29 protein-coding genes are annotated in these 26554 nt (G+C 63.9%); 20 read left to right on the forward strand and 9 right to left on the reverse strand.

All coding sequences use genetic code 11. From position 1 onward, the window contains the following. Positions 1–30: 30 nt before the first annotated feature. From iscU to ftsB, 10 genes are all read left to right on the forward strand, one after another. Positions 31–438 carry a Fe-S cluster assembly scaffold IscU gene (iscU, locus tag NMQ14_RS12410; protein ID WP_257096591.1) on the forward strand — a complete coding sequence of 136 codons (408 nt, stop codon included), beginning with the start codon at positions 31–33 and terminating at the stop codon, positions 436–438. Between the two features lie 72 nt (positions 439–510). Continuing rightward, entirely contained in the window at positions 511–834 is a 324-nt protein-coding gene (gene iscA / locus NMQ14_RS12415) for an iron-sulfur cluster assembly protein IscA (RefSeq protein ID WP_257081217.1), read from the forward strand. 29 nt (positions 835–863) lie between these two features. Further along, positions 864–1430 (forward strand): Fe-S protein assembly co-chaperone HscB, encoded by a 567-nt coding sequence (gene hscB / locus NMQ14_RS12420; RefSeq protein ID WP_257096593.1) that lies wholly within the window; start codon positions 864–866, stop codon positions 1428–1430. Beyond that, positions 1430–3292, forward strand: a complete 1863-nt coding sequence (gene hscA / locus NMQ14_RS12425) for a Fe-S protein assembly chaperone HscA (protein WP_257096595.1) — start codon at positions 1430–1432, stop codon at positions 3290–3292. The genes hscB and hscA overlap by 1 nt, the downstream gene beginning before the upstream one ends. An 18-nt stretch (positions 3293–3310) precedes the next feature. Beyond that, on the forward strand, positions 3311–3652 hold the full coding sequence (gene fdx, locus NMQ14_RS12430; RefSeq protein ID WP_257096597.1) for an ISC system 2Fe-2S type ferredoxin: 342 nt from the start codon (positions 3311–3313) through the stop codon (positions 3650–3652). A 5-nt stretch (positions 3653–3657) separates the two neighbouring features. Continuing rightward, positions 3658–3852: a Fe-S cluster assembly protein IscX gene (gene iscX, locus NMQ14_RS12435; RefSeq protein WP_257096599.1), complete on the forward strand. Its 195-nt coding sequence runs from the start codon at positions 3658–3660 to the stop codon at positions 3850–3852. Positions 3853–3978: 126 nt separating this feature from the next. Then, positions 3979–5658: a CTP synthase gene (locus NMQ14_RS12440; RefSeq protein WP_257096601.1), complete on the forward strand. Its 1680-nt coding sequence runs from the start codon at positions 3979–3981 to the stop codon at positions 5656–5658. Next, on the forward strand, positions 5655–6497 hold the full coding sequence (gene kdsA / locus NMQ14_RS12445; protein WP_257096603.1) for a 3-deoxy-8-phosphooctulonate synthase: 843 nt from the start codon (positions 5655–5657) through the stop codon (positions 6495–6497). Before NMQ14_RS12440 ends, kdsA begins: the two co-directional genes overlap by 4 nt. Before the next feature lie 51 nt (positions 6498–6548). After that, entirely contained in the window at positions 6549–7835 is a 1287-nt protein-coding gene (gene eno / locus NMQ14_RS12450) for a phosphopyruvate hydratase (RefSeq protein WP_069037559.1), read from the forward strand. Positions 7836–7837: 2 nt separating this feature from the next. Continuing rightward, the gene (gene ftsB / locus NMQ14_RS12455; protein WP_257096605.1) at positions 7838–8122 is read left to right on the forward strand and encodes a cell division protein FtsB; all 285 of its coding nucleotides are present in this window, start codon (positions 7838–7840) and stop codon (positions 8120–8122) included. Positions 8123–8128: 6 nt separating this feature from the next. Here ftsB and NMQ14_RS12460 read toward each other — a convergent pair whose 3' ends face one another. The 4 genes from NMQ14_RS12460 to NMQ14_RS12475 all read right to left on the reverse strand — a co-directional run bounded on the left by NMQ14_RS12460 (position 8129) and on the right by NMQ14_RS12475 (position 10306). Further along, positions 8129–8713, reverse strand: a complete 585-nt coding sequence (locus tag NMQ14_RS12460; protein WP_257096608.1) for a C40 family peptidase — start codon at positions 8711–8713, stop codon at positions 8129–8131. Further along, positions 8700–9401 carry an SIMPL domain-containing protein gene (locus tag NMQ14_RS12465; RefSeq protein WP_257096610.1) on the reverse strand — a complete coding sequence of 234 codons (702 nt, stop codon included), beginning with the start codon at positions 9399–9401 and terminating at the stop codon, positions 8700–8702. The genes NMQ14_RS12460 and NMQ14_RS12465 overlap by 14 nt, the downstream gene beginning before the upstream one ends. 58 nt (positions 9402–9459) lie before the next feature. Beyond that, the gene (locus NMQ14_RS12470) at positions 9460–9693 is read right to left on the reverse strand and encodes a hypothetical protein (RefSeq protein ID WP_257096612.1); all 234 of its coding nucleotides are present in this window, start codon (positions 9691–9693) and stop codon (positions 9460–9462) included. 61 nt (positions 9694–9754) lie between these two features. Next, positions 9755–10306: a gamma carbonic anhydrase family protein gene (locus NMQ14_RS12475; protein WP_257096614.1), complete on the reverse strand. Its 552-nt coding sequence runs from the start codon at positions 10304–10306 to the stop codon at positions 9755–9757. Between the two features lie 187 nt (positions 10307–10493). Between NMQ14_RS12475 and NMQ14_RS12480 the strand changes: the two genes are divergently transcribed. After that, the gene (locus tag NMQ14_RS12480) at positions 10494–10760 is read left to right on the forward strand and encodes a hypothetical protein (RefSeq protein ID WP_257096616.1); all 267 of its coding nucleotides are present in this window, start codon (positions 10494–10496) and stop codon (positions 10758–10760) included. Positions 10761–11082: 322 nt separating this feature from the next. On the opposite strand, the gene fchA is transcribed toward NMQ14_RS12480, so the two are convergent. The 5 genes from fchA to glyA form a co-directional block, all read right to left on the reverse strand. Further along, positions 11083–11706 carry a methenyltetrahydrofolate cyclohydrolase gene (gene fchA, locus NMQ14_RS12485; RefSeq protein WP_257096618.1) on the reverse strand — a complete coding sequence of 208 codons (624 nt, stop codon included), beginning with the start codon at positions 11704–11706 and terminating at the stop codon, positions 11083–11085. A 9-nt stretch (positions 11707–11715) separates the two neighbouring features. Continuing rightward, positions 11716–12576 (reverse strand): NADP-dependent methylenetetrahydromethanopterin/methylenetetrahydrofolate dehydrogenase, encoded by an 861-nt coding sequence (locus NMQ14_RS12490; RefSeq protein ID WP_257096620.1) that lies wholly within the window; start codon positions 12574–12576, stop codon positions 11716–11718. A gap of 60 nt (positions 12577–12636) precedes the next feature. After that, entirely contained in the window at positions 12637–13587 is a 951-nt protein-coding gene (locus tag NMQ14_RS12495; protein ID WP_257096622.1) for a D-2-hydroxyacid dehydrogenase, read from the reverse strand. 83 nt (positions 13588–13670) lie between these two features. Then, positions 13671–14858 (reverse strand): aminotransferase class V-fold PLP-dependent enzyme, encoded by a 1188-nt coding sequence (locus NMQ14_RS12500; RefSeq protein ID WP_257096624.1) that lies wholly within the window; start codon positions 14856–14858, stop codon positions 13671–13673. A gap of 91 nt (positions 14859–14949) precedes the next feature. Then, positions 14950–16203, reverse strand: coding sequence for a serine hydroxymethyltransferase (glyA, locus tag NMQ14_RS12505; protein ID WP_257096626.1), 1254 nt, complete (start codon positions 16201–16203; stop codon positions 14950–14952). 272 nt (positions 16204–16475) lie between these two features. Here glyA and NMQ14_RS12510 point away from each other — a divergent pair, with 272 nt between their 5' ends. The 9 genes from NMQ14_RS12510 to NMQ14_RS12550 all read left to right on the forward strand — a co-directional run bounded on the left by NMQ14_RS12510 (position 16476) and on the right by NMQ14_RS12550 (position 26357). After that, entirely contained in the window at positions 16476–17651 is a 1176-nt protein-coding gene (locus NMQ14_RS12510) for a malate--CoA ligase subunit beta (protein ID WP_257096629.1), read from the forward strand. Positions 17652–17682: 31 nt separating this feature from the next. Then, positions 17683–18570, forward strand: coding sequence for a succinate--CoA ligase subunit alpha (gene sucD / locus NMQ14_RS12515; RefSeq protein ID WP_257096631.1), 888 nt, complete (start codon positions 17683–17685; stop codon positions 18568–18570). A 105-nt stretch (positions 18571–18675) separates the two neighbouring features. After that, positions 18676–21429 carry a phosphoenolpyruvate carboxylase gene (locus NMQ14_RS12520; protein WP_257096633.1) on the forward strand — a complete coding sequence of 918 codons (2754 nt, stop codon included), beginning with the start codon at positions 18676–18678 and terminating at the stop codon, positions 21427–21429. A gap of 70 nt (positions 21430–21499) precedes the next feature. Then, complete coding sequence (locus NMQ14_RS12525; protein WP_069037546.1) at positions 21500–22477, forward strand: CoA ester lyase; 978 nt, start codon at positions 21500–21502, stop codon at positions 22475–22477. Between the two features lie 96 nt (positions 22478–22573). Continuing rightward, on the forward strand, positions 22574–24247 hold the full coding sequence (locus tag NMQ14_RS12530) for a formate--tetrahydrofolate ligase (protein ID WP_257096635.1): 1674 nt from the start codon (positions 22574–22576) through the stop codon (positions 24245–24247). A gap of 132 nt (positions 24248–24379) precedes the next feature. Continuing rightward, complete coding sequence (locus tag NMQ14_RS12535; protein WP_257096636.1) at positions 24380–24580, forward strand: addiction module protein; 201 nt, start codon at positions 24380–24382, stop codon at positions 24578–24580. Between the two features lies 1 nt (position 24581). Then, positions 24582–24920: a hypothetical protein gene (locus tag NMQ14_RS12540; protein WP_257096639.1), complete on the forward strand. Its 339-nt coding sequence runs from the start codon at positions 24582–24584 to the stop codon at positions 24918–24920. Then, the gene (locus NMQ14_RS12545) at positions 24907–25980 is read left to right on the forward strand and encodes an AAA family ATPase (protein ID WP_257096642.1); all 1074 of its coding nucleotides are present in this window, start codon (positions 24907–24909) and stop codon (positions 25978–25980) included. Before NMQ14_RS12540 ends, NMQ14_RS12545 begins: the two co-directional genes overlap by 14 nt. Further along, a complete protein-coding gene (locus NMQ14_RS12550; RefSeq protein WP_257096644.1) occupies positions 25959–26357 on the forward strand; it encodes a hypothetical protein in 399 nt (132 codons plus the stop codon). Before NMQ14_RS12545 ends, NMQ14_RS12550 begins: the two co-directional genes overlap by 22 nt. Positions 26358–26554 lie beyond the last annotated feature (197 nt).

Raw genomic sequence — 26554 nt, forward strand, 5'->3', positions numbered from 1 at the left:
CGCGTGCACGGCGACTGAAGGAGAACTGTTATGGCCTATAGCGAAAAACTTCTGGATCACTACGAAAACCCGCGCAATGTCGGCGCATTCGGCAAGGACGACGACGATGTCGGCACCGGCATGGTCGGCGCACCCGCCTGCGGCGATGTGATGAAGCTGCAGATCAAGGTGGGTGCGGACGGCATCATCGAAGATGCGAAATTCAAGACCTACGGCTGCGGCTCGGCCATCGCGTCGAGCTCGCTGGTGACCGAATGGGTCAAGGGCAAGACGCTCGACGAGGCGATGACCATCAAGAACACCGCAATCGCCGAAGAACTGGCTCTGCCGCCGGTCAAGATCCACTGCTCCATCCTCGCGGAAGACGCCATCAAGGCGGCGATCGACGACTACCGCAAGAAGCACGGCGATGCGGCCGCGCCGGCCGAAGCCGCGTAAGGAGAGCGATATGGTGAGCGATATGGTGAGCGATATGGTGAGCGATATGGTGAGCGATACGGGGAGAGCGACATGGGCGTGACACTGACCGAAAAAGCAGCCACACACGTGAGCAACTACATCGCCAAGCGCGGCCGCGGCGTCGGCCTGCGCCTGGGCGTGCGCACCAGCGGCTGTTCCGGCATGGCGTACAAGCTCGAATTCGCCGACGACACGACGCCGGAAGACCTGATTTTCGAAAGCCACGGCGTGAAGGTGCTGATCGACCCGAAAAGCCTGGCCTATCTCGAAGGCACCGAACTCGACTTCGTGCGCGAAGGCCTGAACGAAGGCTTCAAGTTCAACAACCCGAACGTCAAGGACGAGTGCGGTTGCGGCGAAAGCTTCAATGTCTGAGCGGCGATCGCCGCCGACACTACTGAACGATGACTTCTGACCCCACCATCCCCGGTCTGCCGGACGTCGAACTGTTCGGTCGCGACCATTTCGAGCTGTTCGCACTGCCGCGCCGCTTCGTCATCGACGACCGCTCGCTCGAATCGCGCTATCACGAGCTGCAGTCGTCGGTGCACCCCGACCGCCATGCCAGCAGCCCGGAAGCCGAGCGGCGGCTGTCGATGCAGTGGTCGACACGCATCAACGAAGCCTACCGGCTGCTGCGCACGCCACTGAGCCGCGCACGCTACCTGCTTGAACTCGATGGCATTGACGTGGCGGCTGAAAACAATACCGCGATGCCGGCCGATTTCCTGATGCAGCAGATGGAATGGCGCGAAGCACTCGACGAGGCGCGCGACGCCCGCGATGCCGGCGCGCTCGACGAACTGGCGCGCATGCTGCGGCACGCCCGGCGCGACGCGGAGGAGCTGCTTGTCCGGCAGCTGGATGCAGAACACGACACCGTCGGTGCTGCCGCGACGGTGCGCCGCATGATGTTCATCGCCCGTCTGGACGAGGATGTCGCCGAAGCACACGAAACACTGGACAACTGATGGCCCTGCTGCAGATCGCCGAACCCGGCGAATCCACCGCGCCGCACCAGCACAGGCTGGCTGCGGGCATCGATCTCGGAACGACCAATTCACTGGTGGCCAGCGTGCGCAACGGCGTACCGCTGGTGCTGAACGACGAGCACGGCCGTGCGCTGCTACCCTCCGTGGTGCGTTATCTCGCCGACGGAACGGCTGTGGTCGGCCATGCCGCACGTGCCGCCCAGGCACAGGACCCGCGCAACACCATCGCGTCGGTCAAGCGCTTCATGGGACGAGGCGTTGCCGACGTCGCGCATGTCGAATCGATGCCCTACGTATTCGAGGACGCGCCCGGCATGGTGCGGTTGCGCACCACACAAGGCGCGAAAAGCCCGGTTGAGGTGTCGGCCGACATCCTGCGTGTGCTGCGCGAGCGGGCTGAAGCCAGTCTTGGCGGGCCGCTGACCGGCGCGGTCATCACCGTACCGGCGTATTTCGACGATGCGCAGCGCCAGGCCACGAAGGACGCCGCCCGGCTGGCCGGCCTCGACGTGCTGCGCCTGCTGAACGAACCGACTGCCGCCGCGATCGCCTATGGTCTGGACAACGCTTCCGAAGGCATCTACGCGGTGTACGACCTGGGCGGCGGCACCTTCGACATATCCATCCTGAAGCTGTCGCGCGGCGTGTTCGAAGTGCTGGCCACCAGTGGCGACGCGGCACTGGGCGGCGATGATTTCGACCATCGCGTCTATTGCTGGCTCATCGAGGCGTCGCGCATCGGACCGCCCAGCCTGGAAGACATGCGTACGCTGTACATGGAAGCCCGGCGCGCGAAGGAAGCACTCAGCAGCGCCGATGACGTGCATGTCGGGCTCAAGCTGTCGTCGGGCGACGAAATCGACGTGCATCTCACGCGCGATGCGTTTGCCGCCATGACCAGGACGCTGGTCGACAAGACGCTGGTGCCGACGCGCAAGGCGCTGCGCGACGCCGGCCTGTCGGTCGAGGACGTCAAGGGCGTGGTCATGGTGGGGGGTGCTACGCGCATGCCGCAGGTGCAGCGCGCGGTGGGCGAGTTCTTCGGCCAGGTGCCGCTGACCAATCTCGACCCGGACAAGGTGGTGGCCATCGGTGCCGCGATCCAGGCCAATGTGCTGGCCGGCAATCGCGCGGCCGGCGAAGACTGGCTGCTGCTCGACGTCATTCCCCTGTCGCTTGGTCTGGAAACGATGGGTGGCCTGGTCGAGAAGATCATTCCGCGCAATTCGACGATACCGACCGCGCGCGCGCAGGAATTCACCACCTACCGCGACGGCCAGACGGCGATGGCCATCCATGTGCTGCAGGGCGAACGCGAACGCGTCACCGACTGCCGCTCGCTCGCCCGCTTCGAATTGCGCGGCATTCCGCCGATGGTGGCGGGTGCGGCACGCATCCGCGTGTCGTTCCAGGTGGACGCCGACGGCCTGCTGGCCGTGTCCGCGCGCGAGCTGGGCACCGGCATCGAGGCGCGCATCGAGGTCAAGCCGAGTTACGGGCTGGGTGATGACGAAGTCGCGCGCATGCTGCGCGACGGCTTCGATCACGTGCAGGACGACATCGCGGCACGCGCGCTGGCCGAACAGAAGGTGGACGCCACGCGCCTGATCGACGCCACGCAGACTGCGCTGGCTGCCGACAGCGATTTGCTCGACGGCGCTGAACGGGCCGCGGTCGATGCGGCCGTCCGCGCGCTGGCCGAGGTCGTCGAGGGCGACGATACGGCGGCGTTGCGCGCCGCCGTCGACGTGCTCGGCCGCGCCACCGACGAGTTCGCCGCGCGCCGCATGAATCGCGGCATCCAGCGTGCGCTGGCCGGGCGCAGCATCGAATCACTCTGATCGACGGAACACCCTGCAATGACCCAGATCGTCGTATTGCCCCATGTCGAGCTGTGCCCGGACGGTGCGGTGTTCGATGCCGAGCCCGGCACCACCATCTGCGACGCACTGCTGGCCAACGGCATCGAAATCGAACATGCGTGCGAAAAATCGTGCGCCTGCACGACCTGTCACGTCGTCGTGCGCGAAGGTTTCCGCAGTCTCGTGCCGGCCGAAGACCTGGAAGAGGACCTGCTGGACAAGGCCTGGGGGCTGGAGCCGAACTCGCGCCTGTCCTGTCAGGCAGGGGTGGCGGGCGAGGCGCTGGTGATCGATATTCCCCGTTACACCATCAATATGGTCAGTGAAGGAAAGAGGTGAGCATCATGAAATGGACCGATACACTGGATATCGCGATTGCGCTGACCGAAGCACACCCCGAAGTCGATCCGGGCAAGGTCCGCTTCACCGACCTGATGCAGTGGGTGCTTGATCTGCCGGGCTTCGATGACGACCCGAAGCGCTGCGGCGAAAAGATCCTCGAAGCCATCCAGCTGGCCTGGATCGACGAGGCGGACTGAAGCGACGCGGACTGATCGTCGTCATGGCCGTCCATCAGGTCGGCCAGGGTCGTATTTGCCTGCCGGTCGGCTTCAAGCTGCGGGACTTTTCCGGTAAACTAGGAATTTCCCGCTGCAGTGCAATAAATGACAAAGTACGTGTTCGTCACCGGCGGTGTGGTGTCCTCGCTAGGCAAGGGCATCGCAGCCGCGTCCCTGGGCGCGATTCTCGAATCGCGTTCCATCCGTGTCACCCATCTGAAGCTTGACCCCTACATCAACGTCGATCCGGGCACCATGAGCCCGTTTCAGCACGGCGAGGTGTTCGTCACTGAAGACGGGGCCGAAACCGACCTCGATCTGGGGCACTACGAACGCTTCACGCACGCCCGCATGGGCAAGCGCAACAACTTCACCACCGGCCAGATTTACGAGGCGGTGATCAAGAAGGAGCGCCGCGGCGAGTATCTGGGCAAGACCGTGCAGGTCATCCCGCACATCACCGACGAAATCAAGCTGTACATCAAGCGTGGCGCCGAAGGCGCCGAGGTCGCCATCGTCGAGGTCGGCGGCACGGTCGGCGACATCGAGTCGCTGCCCTTCCTCGAAGCCATCCGCCAGATGGGCATCGAAGAAGGCCGCGCCAACACCTGCTTCATCCACCTGACGCTGGTGCCCTACATCGCCACCGCGGGCGAACTGAAAACCAAGCCGACGCAGCACTCGGTGAAGGAATTGCGCGAGATCGGCATCCAGCCCGACGTGCTGCTGTGCCGCTCCGACCGCGTGGTGCCGGACGACGAGCGCCGCAAGATCGCGCTGTTCACCAATGTGCTGCCCGAGGCGGTCATTTCGGTGGTCGACGCCGACAGCATCTACAAGATTCCGGCCATGCTGCATGACCAGATGCTGGACGAAATCGTCTGCCACAAACTGAACATCCTGGCCCGCGCAGCCGACCTGAGCACCTGGAAGCGCATGATCGACGCGCTGGAAAACCCCGAGCGCGATGTCGACATCGCGTTCGTCGGCAAGTACGTCGACCTGACCGAGTCCTACAAGTCGCTGTCCGAGGCGCTGATTCACGCCGGCATCCAGACGCGTTCGCGCATCAACATCCACTACATCGATTCGGAAGCCGTCGAGCGTTCGACCGACGGCGGACGCGCACTGCTCGACCCGATGGACGCCATCCTGGTGCCCGGCGGCTTCGGCCGGCGCGGCGTCGAGGGCAAGATCGGCGCCATCCGCTACGCGCGCGAAAACGGTGTGCCCTATCTCGGCATCTGTCTGGGCATGCAGCTGGCGGTGGTCGAATACGCCCGCAACGTGGCGGGTCTGACCGGCGCGCACAGCACCGAATTCGAGCGCGATACGCCGCATCCGGTGATCGGCCTGATCACCGAGTGGATGAGTGCCGAAGGCAAGCTGGAGCGGCGCGACGAGTCGTCCGACATCGGCGGCACGATGCGACTGGGTGGCCAGAACTGCCAGCTCGGCGAAGACAGCCTTGCGCGCGAAATCTACGGCAAGGCGCAGATCGTCGAGCGCCACCGCCACCGCTACGAGGTGAACAACCAGTACTTGGCGCAGCTGGAAAAGGTCGGCCTGCGCGTGTCCGGTCGTTCCCTCGATACGGTCGATCCGCTGTGCGAAATGATCGAACTGCCGGACCATCCGTGGTTCGTCGCCTGTCAGTTCCACCCCGAATTCACGTCCACGCCGCGCGCCGGACATCCGCTGTTCACCGCTTTCGCCCGCGCCGCGCTGGCCCGCCAGGACGCGCGCGGCATGGTCAAACGCTCGTCGCACAAGGTGACCTCATGAAACTGTGCGGATTCGACGTCGGCCTTGACAAGCCGTTCTTCCTCATCGCCGGTCCGTGCGTGATCGAATCGCGCGACATGGCGTTCGACACCGCCGGCCAGCTGAAGGAAATCACCGCGCGTCTGGGTATCCCCTTCATCTACAAGTCGTCGTTCGACAAGGCCAACCGCAGTTCGGGCACCAGCTTCCGCGGTCCGGGCATGCAGAAGGGGCTGGAAATCCTGGCCGACGTGAAGCGCGAGCTGGGTGTGCCGGTGCTGACCGATGTGCACACCGCGGAAGAGGCGCCCATCGTCGCGCAGTACGTCGACGTGCTGCAGACACCGGCCTTCCTGTGCCGCCAGACCGACTTCATCCACGCCTGCGCCGCCACCGGCAAGCCGGTGAACATCAAGAAGGGCCAGTTCCTCGCGCCGGGCGACATGAAGCACGTCGTGGCCAAGGCGAAGGAAGCCAACGGCGGCGCCGACACCATCATGGTATGCGAGCGCGGTGCGTCCTTCGGCTATAACAATCTGGTGTCCGACATGCGTTCGCTGGCCATCATGCGCGAAACGGCATGTCCGGTCGTGTTCGACGCCACCCATTCGGTGCAGTTGCCGGGCGGGCAGGGCGCGTCATCCGGCGGTCAGCGCGAATTCGTGCCGGTGCTTGCGCGTGCCGCCGTCGCGGTGGGCATCGCCGGGCTGTTCATGGAAAGCCATCCTGATCCGGCCAAGGCCATGTCCGACGGGCCGAACGCCTGGCCGCTGCCGATGATGTCCGCGCTGCTCGAGCAGCTGCGCGACCTCGACGCGGTCACGAAACGCCACGGCTTTCTCGAGTCCGCATTCGCCTGAGTGCGCGCCGATTATTCATAATTTGTCTTCTTACCCAGGAACCCTGCGACCATGAGTGCAATTGTCGATGTCGTCGCGCGCGAAATTCTCGATTCGCGCGGCAATCCCACCGTTGAAGCGGACGTGCTGCTGGAGTCCGGCATCATGGGTCGCGCCGCCGTGCCGTCCGGTGCCTCGACCGGTTCGCGCGAGGCGATCGAGCTGCGCGACGGCGACAAGGACCGCTACCTCGGCAAGGGCGTGCTGGCCGCGGTCGAAAACGTCAATACCGAAATTTCCGAGGCCATCATCGGCCTCGACGCGGAAGAGCAGGCCTTCATCGACCGCACGCTGATCGAACTCGACGGCACCGAAAACAAGGGCCGCCTCGGCGCGAACGCCATGCTGGCGGTGTCGATGGCGGTGGCCAAGGCGGCCGCCGAAGAGGCCGGACTGCCGCTGTACCGCTACTTCGGTGGCTCTGGCGGCATGGCAATGCCGGTGCCGATGATGAACGTCATCAACGGCGGCGCGCACGCCAACAACAGCCTCGATTTCCAGGAATGCATGATCATGCCGGTCGGCGCGTCGAGCTTCCGCGAGGCGCTGCGCGCCGGCGCGGAAATCTTCCATGCGCTGAAGAAGCTGACCGACAAGAAGGGTTTTCCGACTACGGTCGGTGACGAGGGCGGTTTCGCGCCCAACGTCGGCAGTGCCGAAGAGGCGCTGAACATGATTCTCGACGCGGTCAGCGCGGCCGGCTACGAGCCGGGCACCGACATCGTGCTGGCGCTCGACTGCGCCGCGTCCGAGTTCTACAAGAACGGCAAGTACCACCTCGAAGGCGCTGGTCTGACCATGGAATCGGCCCAGCTGGTCGATTACCTGGCGACGCTGGCCGACAAGTACCCCATCGTCAGCATCGAAGACGGCATGGCGGAAAACGACTGGGACGGCTGGAAGCTGCTGACCGATCGTCTGGGCAGCCGCGTGCAGATCGTCGGCGACGACCTGTTCGTCACCAACACCAAGATACTGAAGGAAGGCATTTCGCGGGGCATCGCCAACTCCATCCTGATCAAGATCAACCAGATCGGCACGCTGACCGAAACCTTCGCGGCGGTCGAAATGGCCAAGCGCGCCAGCTACACCGCAGTCATTTCGCACCGTTCGGGCGAAACCGAAGACAGCACGATCGCCGACATCGCGGTCGGGCTGAACGCGATGCAGATCAAGACCGGTTCGCTGAGCCGCTCGGACCGCATCGCCAAGTACAACCAACTGCTGCGCATCGAGGAAGATCTCGGTGACACGGCGTGGTACCCCGGCGCTTCCGCGTTCTACAACCTGCGCAAGTAACCATGACGCGCCATTGGCCTGCCTTGTTGCTGGTGGCGCTGATTGCGGTGCTGCAGTACCCGCTCTGGCTTGGCAAGGGCGGTTGGCTGCAGGCATGGGAAGCCGGCCGCGCGCTGGACGCCCAGCGCGATCTCAATACCCGGCTGGAAGCGCGCAATGCCGCGCTGGACGCCGATGTGAAGGATCTGAAAACCGGCTTCGACGCAGTCGAAGAGCGGGCGCGCGCCGAACTCGGGCTGATCAAGCCGGGCGAGGTGTTCGTGCAGATTCCGATCGACAAGCCCTGACCGTCTTCACCCTTCGCGCCGCAGTGTGCGCAGGCCGCTGATGCGCGCGGCAAACCAGCCGCTGTCCAGCCTGTCCGTCCGCACGTACTTTCCGCGCGTGCTCGGTGCGTGGATGAAGCGCCCCTCGCCGGCGTAGATGCCCATGTGCGAATGCGGCGTGCCGTTCGTGTTGAAGAACACCAGATCGCCGGGCGCCAGCGCGCTGCGCTCGATCGGCCGCGCGATCTTCGCGATCTGGGCCGCGTTGTGCGGCAGGCGCACGCCCGCCACCTGTTCGTAGATCCAGCTCACCATGCCGCTGCAGTCCAGCCCGCTGTCCGGGTTGCGACCGCCGAACTGGTAATGGTTGCCGATCAGGCCGAGCGCGTAGATCACCGCATCCTGCGCGTGCGAGTCGTCGGCGAGCTGGATCCGGCCCGGCGGGCGAGGCGGTGCAACGGGTTGTTCGACCGGCGCGCCGGCCGGTGTTCCTGCTGGCGGCAGCGCAGCCTGTTCCGGCAGGCTGCCGCAGGCGGAGAGCCACAGCGCCAGCGAGAGGGCCGGAACAAAAGCCGGAACATGGGCGGTGAGCCTGCGACTACCGGCGCTCAATCTCGATCTGTCCGCTGATCGATACCGCGACGCGCGATTCGCCCGCCTCGACCGGCATGTCGGCCATCGCTTCGGCCATGACGGCCTTGCTGCGCATCATCATCGGGCGCGGCGTCGGCATCCCGCCGGTATGATTTACGTTCATGTGCAGGATGCGCCAGGACTTGCCGAGCGATTCGGCGACGATCTTTGCACGTGCATTGAAGGCGGCAATGCCGTCGGCGATCGCGTCGTTCTCGGCCTGCCGCGACGCTTCTTCGCTCGGTTCAAGCGTCAGCTGGCCGACCGCCAGCTGGGTCTGCAGCTTGCCCAGCAGCTCTGAAATCGCGGCCTGGTCCTTCGATTCGAGCAGCAGCTCCGACCGCATGCGCCAGCTTTCGATGCTTCGGCCGTTCTTGCCATAGACCGGATAGGTCGAGGTGTTGCCGCTGCGCACCTTCACACTCGGGTAGGGCTTGGTCGTGGCGATGGCCGACTGCATGACCGCATTGACCTTCTTCGCCAGCGCGCTCGGCGTGGCGTCACCCATTTCGATGTAGGCCTGGGCGCGGGCGAGGTCATTCGGGGCGAGGCGGGACGCTTCGGCATTCAGGTCAACCACGATGCCGGCGCGTTCGACGGCGGTGTGGTCGGCGGCCTGGGCGACCGAAAGCGTGGCGGCAAGCAGCAGCCAGAACGGATGTTTCATGGGGGACTCCCGCAATGTGATCAATGCGGGAGTATAACCAGCGCGCTGCAGGCGTCTGTCAGCGCTTGCGCCGTGCCGACCGGTCTTCTTCGGTGTCGATGCGGATCGGCTGGCCGAGGTTTTCGCAGTCACCCGCCTGCTGGCGCTCGTCGCCCATTGCCGACAGGAGCGCAGCGCCGATCAGCGCGAGGTAGGCCAGCACGGCCAGTCCGGCCGCTTCGCTGTTGAAGGCGACCATGACGGCGGGCAGGGCGTGCGCGCCGGTGAAATAGAAGGTGGTGCGTTCGGCCATGTCGATCTCCGCGAGTGACGTTCTCAGGGGAATATCGACGCCGGGCGGCAGAACTGAAGTGTCATTCGGTGTCGGCGCGACCCTGGTCGCGCGGCACGACCTTCAGCCCGGTCCGGTAGTGGCGCGCCTTCTCGACGTATTGCGCCGAGCCGGACATGAGTGCTGCGACTTCTTCGTCGCTCAGTTCGCGCACGATGCGACCGGGCGAACCGACCACCAGCGAGCGGTCGGGAATGACGCGGCCCTCGGGAATCAGCGCATTGGCGCCGATCAGGCAGTTGCGTCCGACGACGGCGCGATTCATCACCACCGCCTTGATGCCGATCAGCGAACCGTCACCGATGGTGCAGCCGTGCAGCATGGCCTGATGACCGACCGTGACGTCGTCGCCGATGGTCAGCGGCACGCCCTCGTCAATGTGGAGCACCGCACCATCCTGCACATTGCTGCGTTCGCCGACGACGATGCGGTCGTTGTCGGCCCGGATGACCGCGCCGTACCAGACGCTGCTGTCTGCCTTCAGCATCACCTCGCCGATCACGGTCGCGCTTGATGCGATCCACGCGGAAGGATGGATGTCGGGCTGCTGGTCGTCGATGCTGTAGATGCTCATGCTTGCTTCCGTTTGCCTGTGCAGGCGGTGAATCAGGACACCCTGGACGAGCGGATACGCCATCGCCGTCCGAACGCTTTTTGCGCATTACACTCTTGTTGCAATGCAAACAGGGCGCGATTGTAAGCGCAAGCGCACAAGGTCTTGCAAGCAAGGGGTAGTTTTACCGTCGTTCCGGAGAATGCAGATGAACGAAAAACTGGGCAGGTCGCTGGACGATTTCGAAGCCGGGCGCATCGACATGGATGCCCTGATCGCCACCTGGCGCCTGCACGGCGTCGAGGACGCGAATGTGCCGGCAAAGTGGCGCGAAGTGCTCGACGGCCTGCTGATGCGACTCGAATCCGCCCGGTTGTTTTCGCAGGACAGTTGCTCGTTCAGCCGCAGCGAATTGCTTGCAACGATGCGCGAATGGCTTGCGCGGGCCCAGGCCCAGGTGCAGGCGCAGCAGTGAGGCGGGGGGCGGGGTGTTGTTGTTGGGCATCGCTTCGCTCACCCCAACCTACAGGTTGATGCGATGCGAGTCGGTGGGCGGTTTGTGTGGGGTATCGGTGGGGCGAGGTGTGGCGTATTTCTGTTGGGCATCGCTGCGCTCACCCCAACCTGTGGCTGCTCGGCAAAAATGGGGCTTGCGGTTTGGCAGCCGGATCACCGGCGTAGGTTGGGGTGAGCGCAGCGATGCCCAACAGCGGCGCCTGATCGAACGCGGACAACCTCTGCGCTCGCCCGAAAAAAAAGGGCGCCCGCAGGCGCCCCTTGATGACCGAACTGACGGTTCAGAGCTTGCTCTTCACCACCTCGACCACACGGTCGGCTTCCGGTACCCACTTCGCAAGCAGTGCATCGATTTCGGACCGGCGCGAGCCGGCGAAATCGGCGTCCTTGATGCTGGGCACGTTGATGTCGACATTCAGCGCCGCAGAACGCAGCGCGGCCTGGGCGGCCAGCGCGGCCACGCCGGCGTCGGACACGACGTTCTTGTTGCCCTTTTCGGCCGCGATCAGGCTCAGCGCAATCACCTCGGCGCACGCGCGGGCGCAGGCCAGCGGTGCGTCGGTGGCCATCTTCAGGCCGTCCTGGATCGCGGCCGAGCGTGCAGTCTTCTGCTCGTCCGTGTCCTTGGGCAGACCGTAGGCGGCCATCAGGCCGTCGAAGGCTTCGACGTCGGCGCGGATGAAATCGGTCAGCGTGGCGCGCAGGCCTTCGGCTTGCGCCAGCAGGTCCTTCATGTCGCCTTCGACTTCGGCGTACGCCTTCTTGCCGATGGTCAGGTTGCACACCATGCTGACCAACGCGGCACCCATGCCGCCCATGATGGCCGCGGCACTGCCGCCGCCGGGCGTGGGCGCGCTGCTGGCCAGTTCGTCGAGAAAGGTGGTGACCGGTTTGTCCTTGATCATGGTCATCGCTCAGCCCACCATCGTCTTGGCCATTGCGTAGATTTCCGGCGCATCCAGGGTGATGTCGTTGCTTTCGAACAGCCTGGCCACGCAGGCGCGCTGCAGCGCGATCTTCAGTGCGCCGAAACCGATGGCGCCGAACACGATCTTGCCGTGCTTCACCGCGCCCTTGTCCATCATGTCGATGCCTTCGATGCCGAGCGGCGGCGTGGCGTTGGCGTCAGCCATCATTTCCAGCGTCGGGTTGTCCTTCCAGTGACGCTCTTCCAGCAGCTGGATGCCGCCGGCACCGGTCGCGATGACGATGTTGGCGCCTTCGATCGCACGGCCGCGCGCATCGTTGTCGGCCGCTTCGGCAACGCCGACGTCGAGGTTGAACGTGGCCTTCAGCTGTTTCGCCGCATCTTCCGCGGTGGCCAGCTTGCGCGACACCAGCGTGACCGTCGCACCTTCGCTGGCCAGCATCACGGCAGCGCGCGTGCCGACCGGGCCGGTACCGCCGAGGATGACGACCTTCTTGCCCTTCAGCGGACCGCGGTGACCCAGCCAGGCGACGCAGGCGGCCGCGGTGGTGTTCGATCCGTTGCTGTCGAGCATGACCGATACGCGGAAGTTGCTGAAGAACTTCTTCTTCACCGCCTTGAACAGGGCTTCGCCTTCGGCCATGTTGCTGCCGCCGATGAAGATCGCGGTGTTCTTCTTGTCCTTCGGCGCGCGCGTGAAAATGGCGCCATCGACCATGGCACCCACGTTGTGCGGATGCACGCCGCCGTAGCCGATCACGTGATCGGCGCCGCCGTCGTTGCACACGACGTTGTCGAATACCGACGGATGTTCATCGGTATCGAATTGATAAAGCAGTTTTTTCATTGTCGTCTCTCGCTGTCTCGATGAACGCCGCACCGCTGGCGGGGGCGCGGCGAACGGTTTTCAGGTCACGGTGTTGACCGGGCTGCCCTTGACCCAGGCGTCCACATTGTCGATCAACTGGTCGGCCAGGAACTGCATGGCGCCATCCGAAGCCCACGCGACGTGCGGCGTCAGGATGAAGTTGGGCAGGCGCAGGTCGAGCAGCGGATTGCCTTCCTTCGGCGGCTCCTTGGTCAGCACGTCGAAGCCGGCGCCACCGATGACGCCTTCCTTCAGCGCGGTCACCAGATCTTCTTCATGCACCAGACCGCCGCGCGCCGTGTTGATCAGGATGGCGCTGCGCTTCATCTTCCTGAACTGAGCCATGCTGAACATGTTGCGGCTGTCCGCGGTCAGCGGGCAGTGCAGCGAAATGATGTCGGACTCGGCCAGCACCTGTTCGACCGGCGTGAATTCCACACCCGGCGCCTTCGGACCTTCATGGTCGGCAAACAGCACCTTCATGCCGAAGCCGCGCGCGATCTTCGCCGTGCCCTGGCCGAGCGCGCCTTCGCCGAAAATGCCGATGGTGCTGTCGAACAGGTCATGGATCGGGTGATCGAAGAAGCAGAACTGATCCACTTCCTGCCAGCGGCCGCGCTCCACGTCCTGCCGATAGGCCAGGATGCTGCGGCGCAGTGCGAGGATCAGCGCGAACGCGTGTTCCGGCACGGTATGCACCGCGTAGTTGCGGATGTTCGACACCGTGATGCCGCGTTCGCGGCAGGCCGGCACGTCGATCACATCGTAGCCGGTGGCGGCGACGCCGATCATCTTCAGGTTCGGCAGCTGGGCCAGCACGTCGCCGCGCAGCGCAACCTTGTTGGTGATGGCCACGGTCGCATTCTTGAGGCGCTCGACCACCTGGGCGGGGGAGGTGGTCTCGTATTCTTCCCAGGTGTGCTCGAACGACGGCCGGCGCACGGTGGCTTTCAGCGTCGAACGATCCAGAAACACGACGTGTTGCGACATGCTTTTTCCTCGCAGTGTTTGTAAATGCAAAAAAGGCCGGGCGAACCCGGCCGTTCAAGAGGGGTAAAACGGACGGCGGGCCCTTACTTTACCTGCTGCGTATGGGTACGCCACCAGGTCGAGGCGGCCGCGACACCGGAACCCGGGGTCACGTTGATGCCGTTGTCGAGCATCGACATTTCGGCGCCTGCGATCGCGCTCATCAGCGACAGCAGGTTCAGGTCACCGACGTGGCCGATGCGGAACACCTTGCCGGCGACCTTCGACAGGCCGGCGCCCAGCGACAGGTTGTAGCGGGCGTAGGCATTGCTGATCACCTTGGCGGCGTCGAACCCTTCCGGCACCAGGATGGCGCTGACGGTGTTCGAATACCACTCCGGCGCCTTGGCGCACAGATTCAGCTTCCAGCCTTCGTGGATCGCGGCGCGCACGCCGTTCGCCAGATATTCGTGGCGGGCGAAGATGTTTTCCAGGCCTTCCTCGAAAATCGTGTCGAGCGCTTCACGCATGCCGTACAGCATCGGAATCGACGGCGTGTAGGGGAAGTAGCCGGTCGCGTTGTTGCGCAGCATGTCGCCGATGTCGAAGTAGCAGCGGCGCGAGGTCGCACCTTCCATCGCCTTGATCGCCTTCGAGCTCATGCCCAGGATGCCCATGCCGGCCGGCAGCATGAAGCCCTTCTGCGAACCGGACACGGCGCAGTCGACACCCCACTCTTCCATGCGGAAGTCGATGCTGACCAGCGAACTCACCGTATCGACCATCAGCAGCGCCGGGTGGCCGGCGTTGTCCATCGCCTTGCGCACCTTGCCGATGTCACTCGTCACGCCGGTGGCGGTTTCGTTCTGGCAGGCCAGCACGGCCTTGATCTTGTGCTCCTTGTCGGCGCGCAGGACTTCTTCGTACTTGTCGTACGGCACGCCGGTGCCCCAGTCGGTGTCGATGACCTGCACCTCGAAGCCGAGGCGCTGCGCCATGTCGGCCCACAGGTGACTGAACTGGCCGAAGCGCGAGCACAGCACCTTGTCGCCCGGCGACAGCGTGTTGGTCAGCGCGGCTTCCCACATGCCTGTGCCCGATGCCGGGAATGTGACGATGGTGCCTTCGGTGGTCTTGAACACCTTCTTCAGGTCCGCCAGAACCGACAGCGTCAGTTCCGGGAACCTGGGCGAACGGTGGTCTTCCTGTGCCACGACCATGGCACGCAGGATGCGGTCCGGCGTGTTGGTGGGGCCCGGCACGTACAGATGGTTACGGCCTGCGATACGCATATAACAATCTCCTGAAATGAATGGCTTGAAAACTTGAAAAAGAGGAATCGGGGCGGTCGGTGGTGGCGTTCATGGCGCTCACGGTCAGTCCTTATTTGCGTCCGTAGACCGGCAGTGCGGTGCACAACCGGGTGACGTCAGCGACGACACGCGCGATCACGGCGTCGTCGTTGGGTGCTTCGAGTACGTCGACGATCAGGTTGGCAACCTGCTTCGCTTCGGCTTCCTTGAAACCGCGGGTCGTCATCGCCGGGCTGCCGATGCGGATGCCGCTGGTGACGAACGGCTTTTGCGGATCGTTCGGGATGGCGTTCTTGTTCACCGTGATGTGGGCGCGGCCCAGCGCGGCTTCCGCTTCCTTGCCGGTGATGTTCTTGGCGCGCAGATCGACCAGGAACAGGTGCGACTGGGTGCGGCCGGACACGATGCGCACACCGCGCTCGACCAGCGTTTCAGCCATCACCTGCGCGTTGTTCAGCACCTGCTGCTGGTAGGCCTTGAATTCCGGCGTCGAGGCTTCCTTGAACGCGACGGCCTTGGCGGCGATCACGTGCATCAGCGGACCGCCCTGGATACCCGGGAAGATCATCGAGTTGATCGGCTTCTCGAACTCGGCCTTGCCCATGATCACGCCACCGCGCGGGCCGCGCAGCGTCTTGTGCGTGGTCGAGGTGACGAAGTCGGCGATGCCGATCGGGCTCGGGTACAGGCCGGCAGCGACCAGGCCGGAGTAGTGGGCCATGTCGACCAGCAGGTATGCGCCGACCGAATCGGCGATCTCGCGGAAGCGCTGGAAGTCGATGTGCAGCGAGTAGGCCGACGCGCCAGCGACGATCATCTTCGGCTTGTATTCATGCGCCAGCATTTCGACCTGCTTGTAGTCGATCGCTTCGGTTTCCGGATCCAGACCGTAGGCGACGCCCTTGTAGATCTTGCCGGAGAAGTTCACCGACGAACCATGCGTCAGGTGACCGCCATGGGCCAGCGACATGCCCAGGATGGTGTCGCCCGGCTGCAGCATCGACATGTACACAGCGGCGTTGGCCTGCGAGCCCGAATGCGGCTGCACATTGGCGAACTCGGCGCCGAACAGCGCCTTCAGGCGGTCGATGGCCAACTGTTCCGCAACGTCGACAAACTCACAGCCACCGTAGTAGCGCTTGCCCGGATAACCCTCGGCATACTTGTTCGTCAGTACCGAACCCTGCGCTTCCATGACCGCAGGGCTGGCGTAGTTTTCCGACGCGATCAGCTCGATGTGGTGTTCCTGGCGTGCGTACTCCGCTTCCATTGCGGCCCACAGTTCGGGATCGGAATGGGCGATGGTCTGTTTCGGGTCAAACATGGGATGCCTTTCGGGGAGGTGAGCGTCTGGCCCGGTTTCGGGCGTTGGCGCGTGAACTAAAACAAGACAAATCAACTATATCGTACGAACGCAAGCCCTCGTATCGGACTTTCTTATCGCCGGGATAAGTATAAGTGAAGCTTAATTCAAACAGCCTCACCCATAATCAAATCCATAGGTTTGCGTTCCGGACCTCCGTGCCGCCCGATGTCGGGGTGCCGGTGATGCGGCGACAAACAGTCCTCTGAATTCAATCTGACAGAAGGTGAAGCATGGACATTCACGAATACCAAGCGAAAGAGTTGCTGGCCGGTTTCGGAGTTCCGGTGCCGCGCGGCAGCGTGGCCTACAGCCCGGATCAGGCTGTCTACACGGCGACCGAACTGGGTGGCTGGCACTGGGCGGTGAAGGCCCAGGTGCACTCCGGGGCGCGCGGCAAGGCGGGCGGCATCAAGCTGTGCAAGACCTACCACGAGGTCGATGCGGCGGCGCGCGAGCTGCTCGGCAAGCGTCTGGTGACGGTGCAGACCGGCCCTGAAGGCAAGCCGGTGCAGCGGGTGTATGTCGAAGTCGCCGAGCCGTTCGAGCGCGAATTGTATCTGGGCATCGTGCTCGACCGGAAGGCAGAGCGGGTGCGCGTGATCGCCTCGGCCGAAGGCGGCATGGACATCGAAGAACTGGCCAACACCGCGCCGGAAAAGATCATGCAGGTCGTGGTCGAGCCGGCGGTCGGCCTGCAGGCCTTCCAGGCGCGGCAGATCGCCTTCGGCCTGAAGCTCAACATCAAGCAGGTGTCGCGTGCGGTCACCGCGATCATGGGCGCCTACCGCGCCTTCCGCGATCTCGACGCGACCATGGTCGAAATCAATCCGCTGGTCGTCACCAAGGACGACCGTGTGCTGGCACTCGACGCCAAGATGTCGTTCGACGACAACGCGATGTTCCGCCAGCGTGCCGTGGCCGACATGCGCGACCCGTCGCAGGAAGATCCGCGCGAAGTACAGGCCGCCGAGCACAACCTGAACTACGTGGGTCTGGACGGCGACATCGGCTGCATCATCAATGGCGCCGGTCTGGCCATGGCCACGATGGACACCATCAAGTACGCCGGCGGCGCACCGGCCAACTTCCTCGACGTCGGCGGCGGCGCCTCGCCCGAGCGCGTGGCCAATTCCTTCCGCCTCGTGCTGTCGGACAAGAACGTCAAGGCCATCCTGGTGAACATCTTTGCCGGTATCAACCGCTGCGACTGGGTCGCCCAGGGCGTGGTGCAGGCGTGCAACGACATCGATATCACGGTGCCGCTGATCGTCCGCCTGGCCGGCACGAACGAAGAGGAAGGGCAGCGCATCATCCGCGAAAGCGGCCTGCCCATCATCAGCGCCAGCTCGCTCACCGAGGCGGCGAAGAAGGCGGTCGAAGCCGCCCGTTCGCACGCAGCCAGCTGACCGGTTGATTCAAATTCAGGAAGGTACGCACATGAGCATTCTGATCAACGAGAAAACCAAGATCATCGTCCAGGGTTTCACCGGCGACAAAGGCAGCTTCCACGCCAAGGAAATGATCGAGTACGGCACCAATGTGGTCGGCGGCGTCACGCCGGGCAAGGGCGGCTCGACCCATCTGGGCAAGCCGGTGTTCAATACGGTGGCCGAAGCGGTCGAGGCGACCGGTGCCGAAGCCAGCATCACCTTCGTGGCGCCGGCCTTCTGCGCCGACGCCATCATGGAGGCGGCCGATGCCGGCATCCAGCTGGTGTGTTCGATCACCGACGGCATCCCGGCGCAGGACATGATGCGCGTCAAGCGCTACCTGATGCGCTACCCGAAAGAGCGCCGCACCCTGATGGTCGGTCCGAACTGCGCCGGCATCATCAGCCCGGGCAAGGCCATGCTGGGCATCATGCCCGGCCATATCTACAAGCAGGGCACGGTCGGCATCGTGTCGCGCTCGGGCACGCTGGGTTATGAAGCGGCGGCGCAGATGAAGGCGCTGGGCATCGGCGTGTCGACCTCGGTCGGCATCGGCGGCGACCCGATCAACGGCTCGTCCTTCCTCGATCACCTGATGAAGTTCCAGGAAGATCCGGAAACGACGGCGGTCGTGATGATCGGCGAAATCGGCGGCCCGCAGGAAGCGGAAGCGTCGGCCTGGGTGAAGGAAAACATGACCAAGCCGGTGGTCGGCTACGTGGCCGGCCTGACGGCACCGAAGGGCCGTCGCATGGGTCACGCCGGCGCCATCATTTCGGCCGCCGGCGATTCGGCCGCAGAAAAGTCGGAAATCATGCGCTCCTACGGTCTGTCGGTCGCCCCGAGTGCGGGCGAACTGGGCTCGACCGTGGCCGCCATGATGGCGAAGCTCTGATCGAACGACGTCTGATCCCGGCGCCATCCGCTGCGCTGCGCTGTCCGTCGGGCCGCTCCGGCCCGACGGACAGTGCCCAACCTCGACCAGCGAAAGTCCATCGTGGTGAGTGATCCCGTTTCCGTCCCGGCGTCGTCCGATGCACCGGGGCACGATTTTTCCGAGAAGGCCGTCGACCTGCTGTTCGCGCTGCTGCGCGAGGTGGTCCGGCGCCATCATCCCGAATTGCTGAACGTGCTGTCCGGCGGCACCTCTGGCGCCGGGCTGTCGCCGCAGATGCTCGGCCGCGCCATCCAGGCGCAGGGCATCCTGTTCCAGCTGCTGTCGATCGCCGAACAGAATGGCGGCATGCGCAAGCGACGCGAAGTCGAGCGTCTGCAGGGGCGGGAATGCCTGCCCGGCACATTTGCCCATGTGTTCGCCGCCGCCCGCAAGGCCGGCCTGAGTGCCGATGCGGTACGTGCCGCCTTCGCCGGCCTGAAGGTGCGGCCGGTGCTGACCGCCCACCCGACCGAAGCCAAGCGGGTGACCGTGCTGGAACGGCACCGCCGCATCTACCGCCTGCTGATCGATCTCGAATCGCCGCGCTGGACGCCGCGCGAGCGCACCGCGCTCGAAAGTACGCTGCGCAATGAAATCGAGCTGCTCTGGCTGACCGGCGAACTGCGGCTGGAAAAGCCCAACGTGTCGCAGGAAATCGCCTGGGGCCTGCACTTCTTCAACGAAACCCTGTTCGACGTCGCCCCCGATGTGCTGGCGCGCGCCGACGAGGCGATGGCCGAACACTTCGGCGCCGACGAAGCCGGGCTGCCCGGCTTTCTCGAATTCGGTTCGTGGATCGGCGGTGACCGTGACGGCAACCCCTTCGTCACCAACGCCATCACGCGCGGCGCGCTGACCGAATGCCGGCTGGCCGCGCTGCGCCGTCACCGGCAGAGCGTGTTCGATCTGGTGCGCAGCCTGTCGGTGACCGAGGCGGCGCTTGCGCTGCCGGACGACTTCCGCGACGCGCTGACGCTGGCGCTGGAAGAGCGCAGCGACGGCAATGCGATCGCCGCGCGCAATCCGGGCGAGCCGTTCCGCCAGTTTCTGGTGTGCATGCTGGCCCGGCTCGACGACAGCATCGCCGACGCGCTGGGCGAGCCGAACGACGCCGGCGCGCGCCACGGCTACGAATCGGCCGAGCGCCTGATCGCCGATCTGCGCACGCTGGAAACCGGCCTGGCGGACTGCGGTCTGGCCGAGCTGGCCGGCAGCGAAGTGCGTCCGGTGCGCCGCCAGGTCGAAGTGTTCCGCTTCAGCACCGTGCGGCTCGACCTGCGCGAAAACTCCACCCGCGTCACCCAGACGCTGGAAGCGCTGTGGCGCGCCAGCCGCGGCGAACCGGCCGATGCGCCGGCACCCGAGCAGACCGGCGCCGAGTGGCGCGACTGGCTGCTGGCCGAACTGGCGCAGCCGCGCAGCGGCGCGCGCGACTTCGACGAGCTGCCGGCAGTGGCCAGCGAAACCCTGGGCCTTTTCCGGCTGATCGCCGAACTGCGGCCGCGCCTGGGTCGCGACGCCTTCGGCAGCTTCATATTGAGCATGACGCGCAATGTGTCGGACGTGCTCGGTGTCTATCTGCTGGCCAAGGAAGTCGGGCTGTATGCCGACCCGGCCGGCGTCGAGCGCTGTGCGCTGCCCATCATGCCGCTGTTCGAAACCATCGACGACCTGCGCCGCGCGCCGGCCATCATGCGCGAGCTGCTGGCCATGCCGCTGATCAAACGCTCGGTGCGCGCGCTCGGCGGCGTGCAGGAAGTGATGATCGGCTACTCGGATTCGAACAAGGACGGCGGCTTCCTGTCGTCGAACTGGGAGCTTTACAAGGCGCAGATGAAGCTGACCTCGGTCGGCGCGGAAGCCGGCGTGAAGATCGCCTTCTTCCACGGCCGCGGCGGTTCGGTCAGCCGCGGCGGCGTGCCGGCGGGGCGCGCGATTGCGGCGCAGCCGGCCGGCTCGATCCAGGGCATCTTCCGCCTGACCGAACAGGGCGAGGTCATCTCTTCCAAATATGCGAACAAGGGCACGGCCGCGTTCAATCTCGAACTGCTGGCCGCCAGCGTGTTCGACCACGCGCTGAAGTCCGGTCGCAGCGACGGCATCACGCTGGTGGCCGAATTCGACGACGCGCTCGAAGCCCTGTCGGGCGCGGCGCACGCCGCCTACGCCAACCTGATCGGCCATCCCGGTCTCGTGAGCTACTTCCAGGAAGCCAGCCCGCTCGACGAAATTTCGCTGCTCAACATCGGTTCGCGGCCGGCGCGTCGTTTCGGCGCGCGTTCGCTGGCCGAGCTGCGGGCGATTCCGTGGGTGTTCGCGTGGGCGCAGAACCGCCACCTGATCACCGGCTGGTTCGGCGTCGGCTCCAGTCTGGCCAATTTCACCCGCGTGCGCGGGGCCAGCGGCGAGGCGCTGCTGGCACGCATGTTCAGCGAATCGCCGCTGTTCCGGCTGATCGTCGACGAGGTCGAAAAGACGCTCGCCGTGGTCGATCTCGAACTGGCGCGCGAATACAGCCTGCTGGTGGGCGACGCCGGCGTGCGCGAAGAGGTGTTCGGCATGATCGTGCGCGAGCATGAAATCACCTGCAGCCAGATCCTTCGGCTGTCCGGTTCGCGCACGCTGGCCGAGCGCTTCCCGGACTACCGGCAGAAGCTGGCGCACCGCCTGCCGGTGGTCAATCAGGTCAGCCGGCAGCAGATCGGTCTGCTGCGCGCCTACCGCCAGACCGACGACGCGGCCCGCAAGGAGGAATTCCGCAAGGCGCTGCTGCTGTCGATCAACTGCGTGGCCGCCGGTTTCGGCGCCACCGGCTGACCGACGGACCGCCATCCATCGCTTTCGAAGCATTCATTCAACATTCGCACCATCACCGGAGGAGACATCCATGAGCTTCACGATCATCGAACAAGCCACACCGCGCCTGCACCGCTCCGAACTCGCCGTACCGGGTTCCAATCCGGGCATGTTCGAAAAGGCCGCCAAGTCGGCCGCCGACATCATCTTCCTGGACTGCGAAGACGCGGTTGCACCGGATGACAAGGAACAGGCGCGCAAGAACATCATCCAGGGCCTGAACGAGATCGACTGGGGCACCAAGACGATGATGGTGCGCATCAACGGTCTCGACACCCACTACATGTACCGCGACGTGGTCGACATCGTCGAAGCCTGCCCGCGCCTGGACATGATCCTGATCCCGAAGGCGGGTGTGGCGGCCGACGTGTACGCGGTCGACATGATGGTCACGCAGATCGAAGCGGCGAAGAAGCGCACCAAGCGCATCGGCTTCGAAGTGCTGATCGAAACCGCGCTCGGCATGGCCAATGTGGAAGCGATCGCCCAGTCGTCGAAGCGCCTCGAGGCGATGAGCTTCGGCGTGGCCGACTACGCCGCCTCGACGCGCGCCCGCACGACCGTCATCGGCGGCGTGAACAAGGACAGCGTCGTGCTGAGCGACAAGGACGAAGCCGGCAACCGCCAGGCCTTCTGGACCGACCCGTGGCACGCCGCGCAGACCCGCATGATGGTGGCCTGCCGCGCCTACGGTTTGCGCCCGATCGACGGCCCGTTTGGTGACTTCAACGATCCGGACGGCTATATTTCCGCGGCGAATCGCGCCGCAGTGCTGGGCTACGAAGGCAAGTGGGCGATCCACCCGTCGCAGATCGAACTGGCGAACACGGTGTACACCCCGTCGGCGGCCGAAGTGACCAAGGCCCGCCGCATCCTCGAAGCGATGGCGCAGGCGGCGAAGGAAGGTCGCGGTGCGGTGTCGCTCGACGGGCGCCTGATCGACATCGCCAGCATCCGCATGGCCGAAGCGCTGATCGCCAAGGCCGACAGCATCGCCGCGGCGACCTGATCGCTGCATAGATATAGAGGGGGCGCGCATCGGCACTCGTCGGTCGCGCCCGCATCCGATTCATGACCACATCTCGACTACACGGAAAAAACCGATATGGCATCCGATATTGAAATTGCTCAGCAGGCCAAGATGTTGCGCATCAGCGAGGTCGTGTCCAAGCTGGGCATCCCGGAAGACGCGATCGAGCCGTACGGCCACTACAAGGCCAAGGTGTCGCTCGAATACCTGAACACCCTGAAGGACCGCCCGGACGGCAAGCTCATCCTGGTCACCGCCATCAGCCCGACGCCGGCCGGCGAAGGCAAGACGACGACCACGGTCGGTCTGGGCGACGCGCTGAACCGCATCGGCAAGAAAACCATGATCTGCCTGCGCGAACCGTCGCTCGGGCCGGTGTTCGGCGTGAAGGGTGGGGCGGCCGGCGGCGGCTACGCCCAGATCGTGCCGATGGAAGACATCAACCTGCACTTCACCGGTGACTTCCACGCCATCGGTGCCGCGCACAACCTGCTGTCGGCGCTGATCGACAACCACATCAACCACGGCAACGAGCTGCGCATCGACCCGCGCCTCATCCAGTGGAAGCGTGTGGTCGACATGAACGACCGCGCACTGCGCAAGATCACCATCGGCCTGGGCGGCACCGCCAACGGCTTCGTGCGCGAAGACGGCTACGACATCGTGGTGGCCTCCGAAGTGATGGCCATCCTGTGTCTGGCCGGTTCGCTGTCCGACCTGAAGGAACGCCTCGGCCGCATCATCATCGGCTACACCCTGGGCGACAGGAAGCCGGTGTATGCGAGCGACCTGAAGGCGCAGGGCGCCATGGCCACACTGCTGAAGGACGCGATCAAACCGAACATCGTGCAGACGCTGGAAAACAACCCGGCCATCATCCACGGCGGCCCGTTCGCCAACATCGCGCACGGCTGCAACTCGGTCACCGCGACCAAGGCCGGCCTGAAGATGGCCGACTACGTCGTGACGGAAGCCGGCTTCGGCGCCGACCTGGGTGCCGAGAAATTCATCGACATCAAGTGCCGCATGGCCGGGCTCAACCCCGCCGCCGTCGTGCTGGTCGCCACCATCCGCGCGCTCAAGTTCCACGGCGGCGTGAAGAAGGAAGAGCTCAACCAGGAAAACCTGGCCGCGCTCGAAAAGGGCATCTGCAACATCGAGCGCCACCTGAAGAACATCAAGGAGCACTACGGCCTGCCGTGCGTCGTGTCGGTCAATCACTTCACCTTCGACACCGATGCTGAAATCGCGCTGCTGAAGAGCCGCATCGAAGCGCTCGGCGGCAAGTTCGTCATCGCCCGCCACTGGGCGAGCGGTGGCGCCGGTGCCGAAGAACTGGCCCGCATGGTCGCCGACATCTGCGACAACGCGCCCGGCCAGCACACCTTCGTGTACGACGCCAACGCCACGCTGCAGGACAAGATCACCACCATCGCCACCAAGATCTACGGTGCCGGTGCAGTGACCTTCGCCGACGCCGCGCGCAAGCAGCTAGAGGGCTGGAATGCCGACTACGGCCACTTCCCGGTGTGCATGGCCAAGACCCAGATGTCGTTCTCGGCCGACGCCAACGCCAAGGGTGCGCCCAGCGGCCACACGCTGAACGTGCGCGAAGTGCGCCTGGCCAACGGCGCCGGTTTCGTCGTCGCCGTCTGCGGCGACATGATGACCATGCCGGGCCTGCCGAAGGTACCGAGCGCAGAGAAGATCGATATCGACGACAACGGCAAGGTGTCGGGGTTGTTCTGATCGGAACAGCACGTCAACGAAGAAGGCCGCCCGCGGGCGGCTTTCTTTGTTTCCGACGCATCGCGCTGTCGATCCGTTGCCTGACTCGTTCGGGGTATCCTTCAAGCCATGTCCACCGGAGGAAACCAGTTCATGGATATTCAGAACTTGAGCACCAGCGAACGCATCCTGCTTGCGCAGAAGCTGTGGGACAGCGTCCATGATTCGGTAAACGACATCCCGGTGACGCCCGAACAGCAGGCGGTACTCGATCAGCGGCTGGCCGCACTGGCGCAGGATGCAGACCTCGGCGATGACTGGAAGGACGTAAGGCGGCGCATCACGAGCGCCTGACATGAGCTGCAAGGTGTTCGTCCGCCCCGAAGCGGAGCGCGATCTTGCGAGCAGCTACGCCTTCTATCAGGAGTGTCGTCGTAGTCTGGGCGATGACTTCCTGAATAGCGTCGAAGAATCCTTCGAACGCATCTCGAAGAATCCATTTATGTATCCGGACATCCATCGCGGCATTCGCCGCGCTCTGCTGCGCCTTTTTTCTACCCCACGTTGGGCGCCTATATACCCCGGCTTGGGCAAGGTGACACAAAACAAATATTATGTTGACGAAGTAAACATATCGGTTGTATCGTGTGCTTCACTTTCCGCGAAAAAGGAGTCGCCACATGTCCACCAATAACTTATTTGGAATAGCCGAGATCGCTGATTTAGCTGGGGTTTCAAAGCAGGCTGTTAGCAACTGGCGCATGCGGTATGACCACTTTCCGCGTCCGATTCAAAACCTTCAAAGCGGCCCCGTTTGGGAACGCGAGAAGATCGAAGCTTGGGTCAAGAGTTTCAAAGGCGAGGAAACCCATGTTCTGAGCTTCATCAATCTCAAAGGCGGTGTGGGGAAGACCACCACAGCGGTAGCCGTAGCTGAGATGCTTGCACAAGATGAGCGCAAGCACGTCCTTCTGATCGACCTCGACCCGCAGACGAACGCAACTGTCACTCTAATCTCCGAAGAGCAGTGGGCCGAGATGGACAAAGACGGTCGAACGATCGCCCAACTTTTTGAGGATCGACTAAATCCGCACAATGCGCCGAAGTTCGATATTGAGAAAGCTATTGCCCGCCAAGTGTCGACAATCAATGATGGCATTTCACGACTTGATCTACTGCCTTCGAGCATTCGGCTTATCGACCTCCAAGACCGAATTCCAATGATTGCGCTGTCCGGCAACTTCACTGCCAACCCGCTTGAAATCCTGCGGGCTGCCATTCAGCCAGTGATCGATCGCTACGACTACATCATTATTGATTGTCCACCGAGCCTTGGCACCGTGACCAAGAACGGATTGCGAATCTCCACCGGATACGTCATTCCCACCATCCCCGACATCGTTTCCACTTGGGGCATTTACCAGATCGTCGAGAACGTGGAGCGCTTCGCGCAGGATATTGGGCTACCAATTCCACCCCTCGGGATCGTAGCTACAAAGGTGCAAGCGAACAACCTGCATGTGCGGGTTATCGCTGATCTGAAAGCCAAACGGCTAGGCAGGTTTAGCGAACCTGGCGGACTGCCACAACCGCCACTATTTAAAAACGATATTCCGCAGACGGTCGCAGTCGCTCGTGGCGCAGACGTAGATGCCGACATCCGTACTTTCAAAGGAAAATATGGCACGGCCTATGACGCGTTACATGGCCTTACCCTCGAGATTAAGCAGCTATGCGAAAAGAAAAAGCACTAATCGGTTTGCTACGCGGCTTGGTAGATTTGCTCACCGAGGAGTCCGCGCGCAATCCGGAATTTTCGAGCAAACTTGATGCCTTGCTATCCGAACTGCCAGAGAAGAAAGCGGCTACAAAGAAGGCCGCCAAGGCAGCCCCGCCGGAACACCTGCCAGACATTCATTCGGAATGGAACGCTCGCGAGGAAATGGACTTCCGACTTTGGCTACGCGATCAGCCGGTTTCCGTATTGCGTGCAGTTGTTCGCGCTGAGGACTTCGACGCCACACGCCGAACGGACAAGTGGAAGGAAGCGGAAAAGCTTGCCGACTTTATTGCAGATTGCCTCCGAGCCCGCCAGTCGAGGGGTTCGGCGTTCATCGGAAGAGGCGCCTAAGAATGAGTCCCGCTCGTTACTCCACCGGACCTGCGCAACAAGCAACGCGGGCCGGTGACTTCTACGTTGGGCCTCAGAAAACTCACATCACAGCCTAGCAGGCTGTTGAAATTCGCCCCCGCGTCAACGGGGTTTGCGGGGTAGACGTTCGGTATATCGTGTTCATGATCAAGGCGGAGTGAGCGGTATGCGCGGAG

It is taken from the genome of Methyloversatilis sp. XJ19-13, assembly GCF_024580155.1.
GTDB lineage: Bacteria > Pseudomonadota > Gammaproteobacteria > Burkholderiales > Rhodocyclaceae > Methyloversatilis.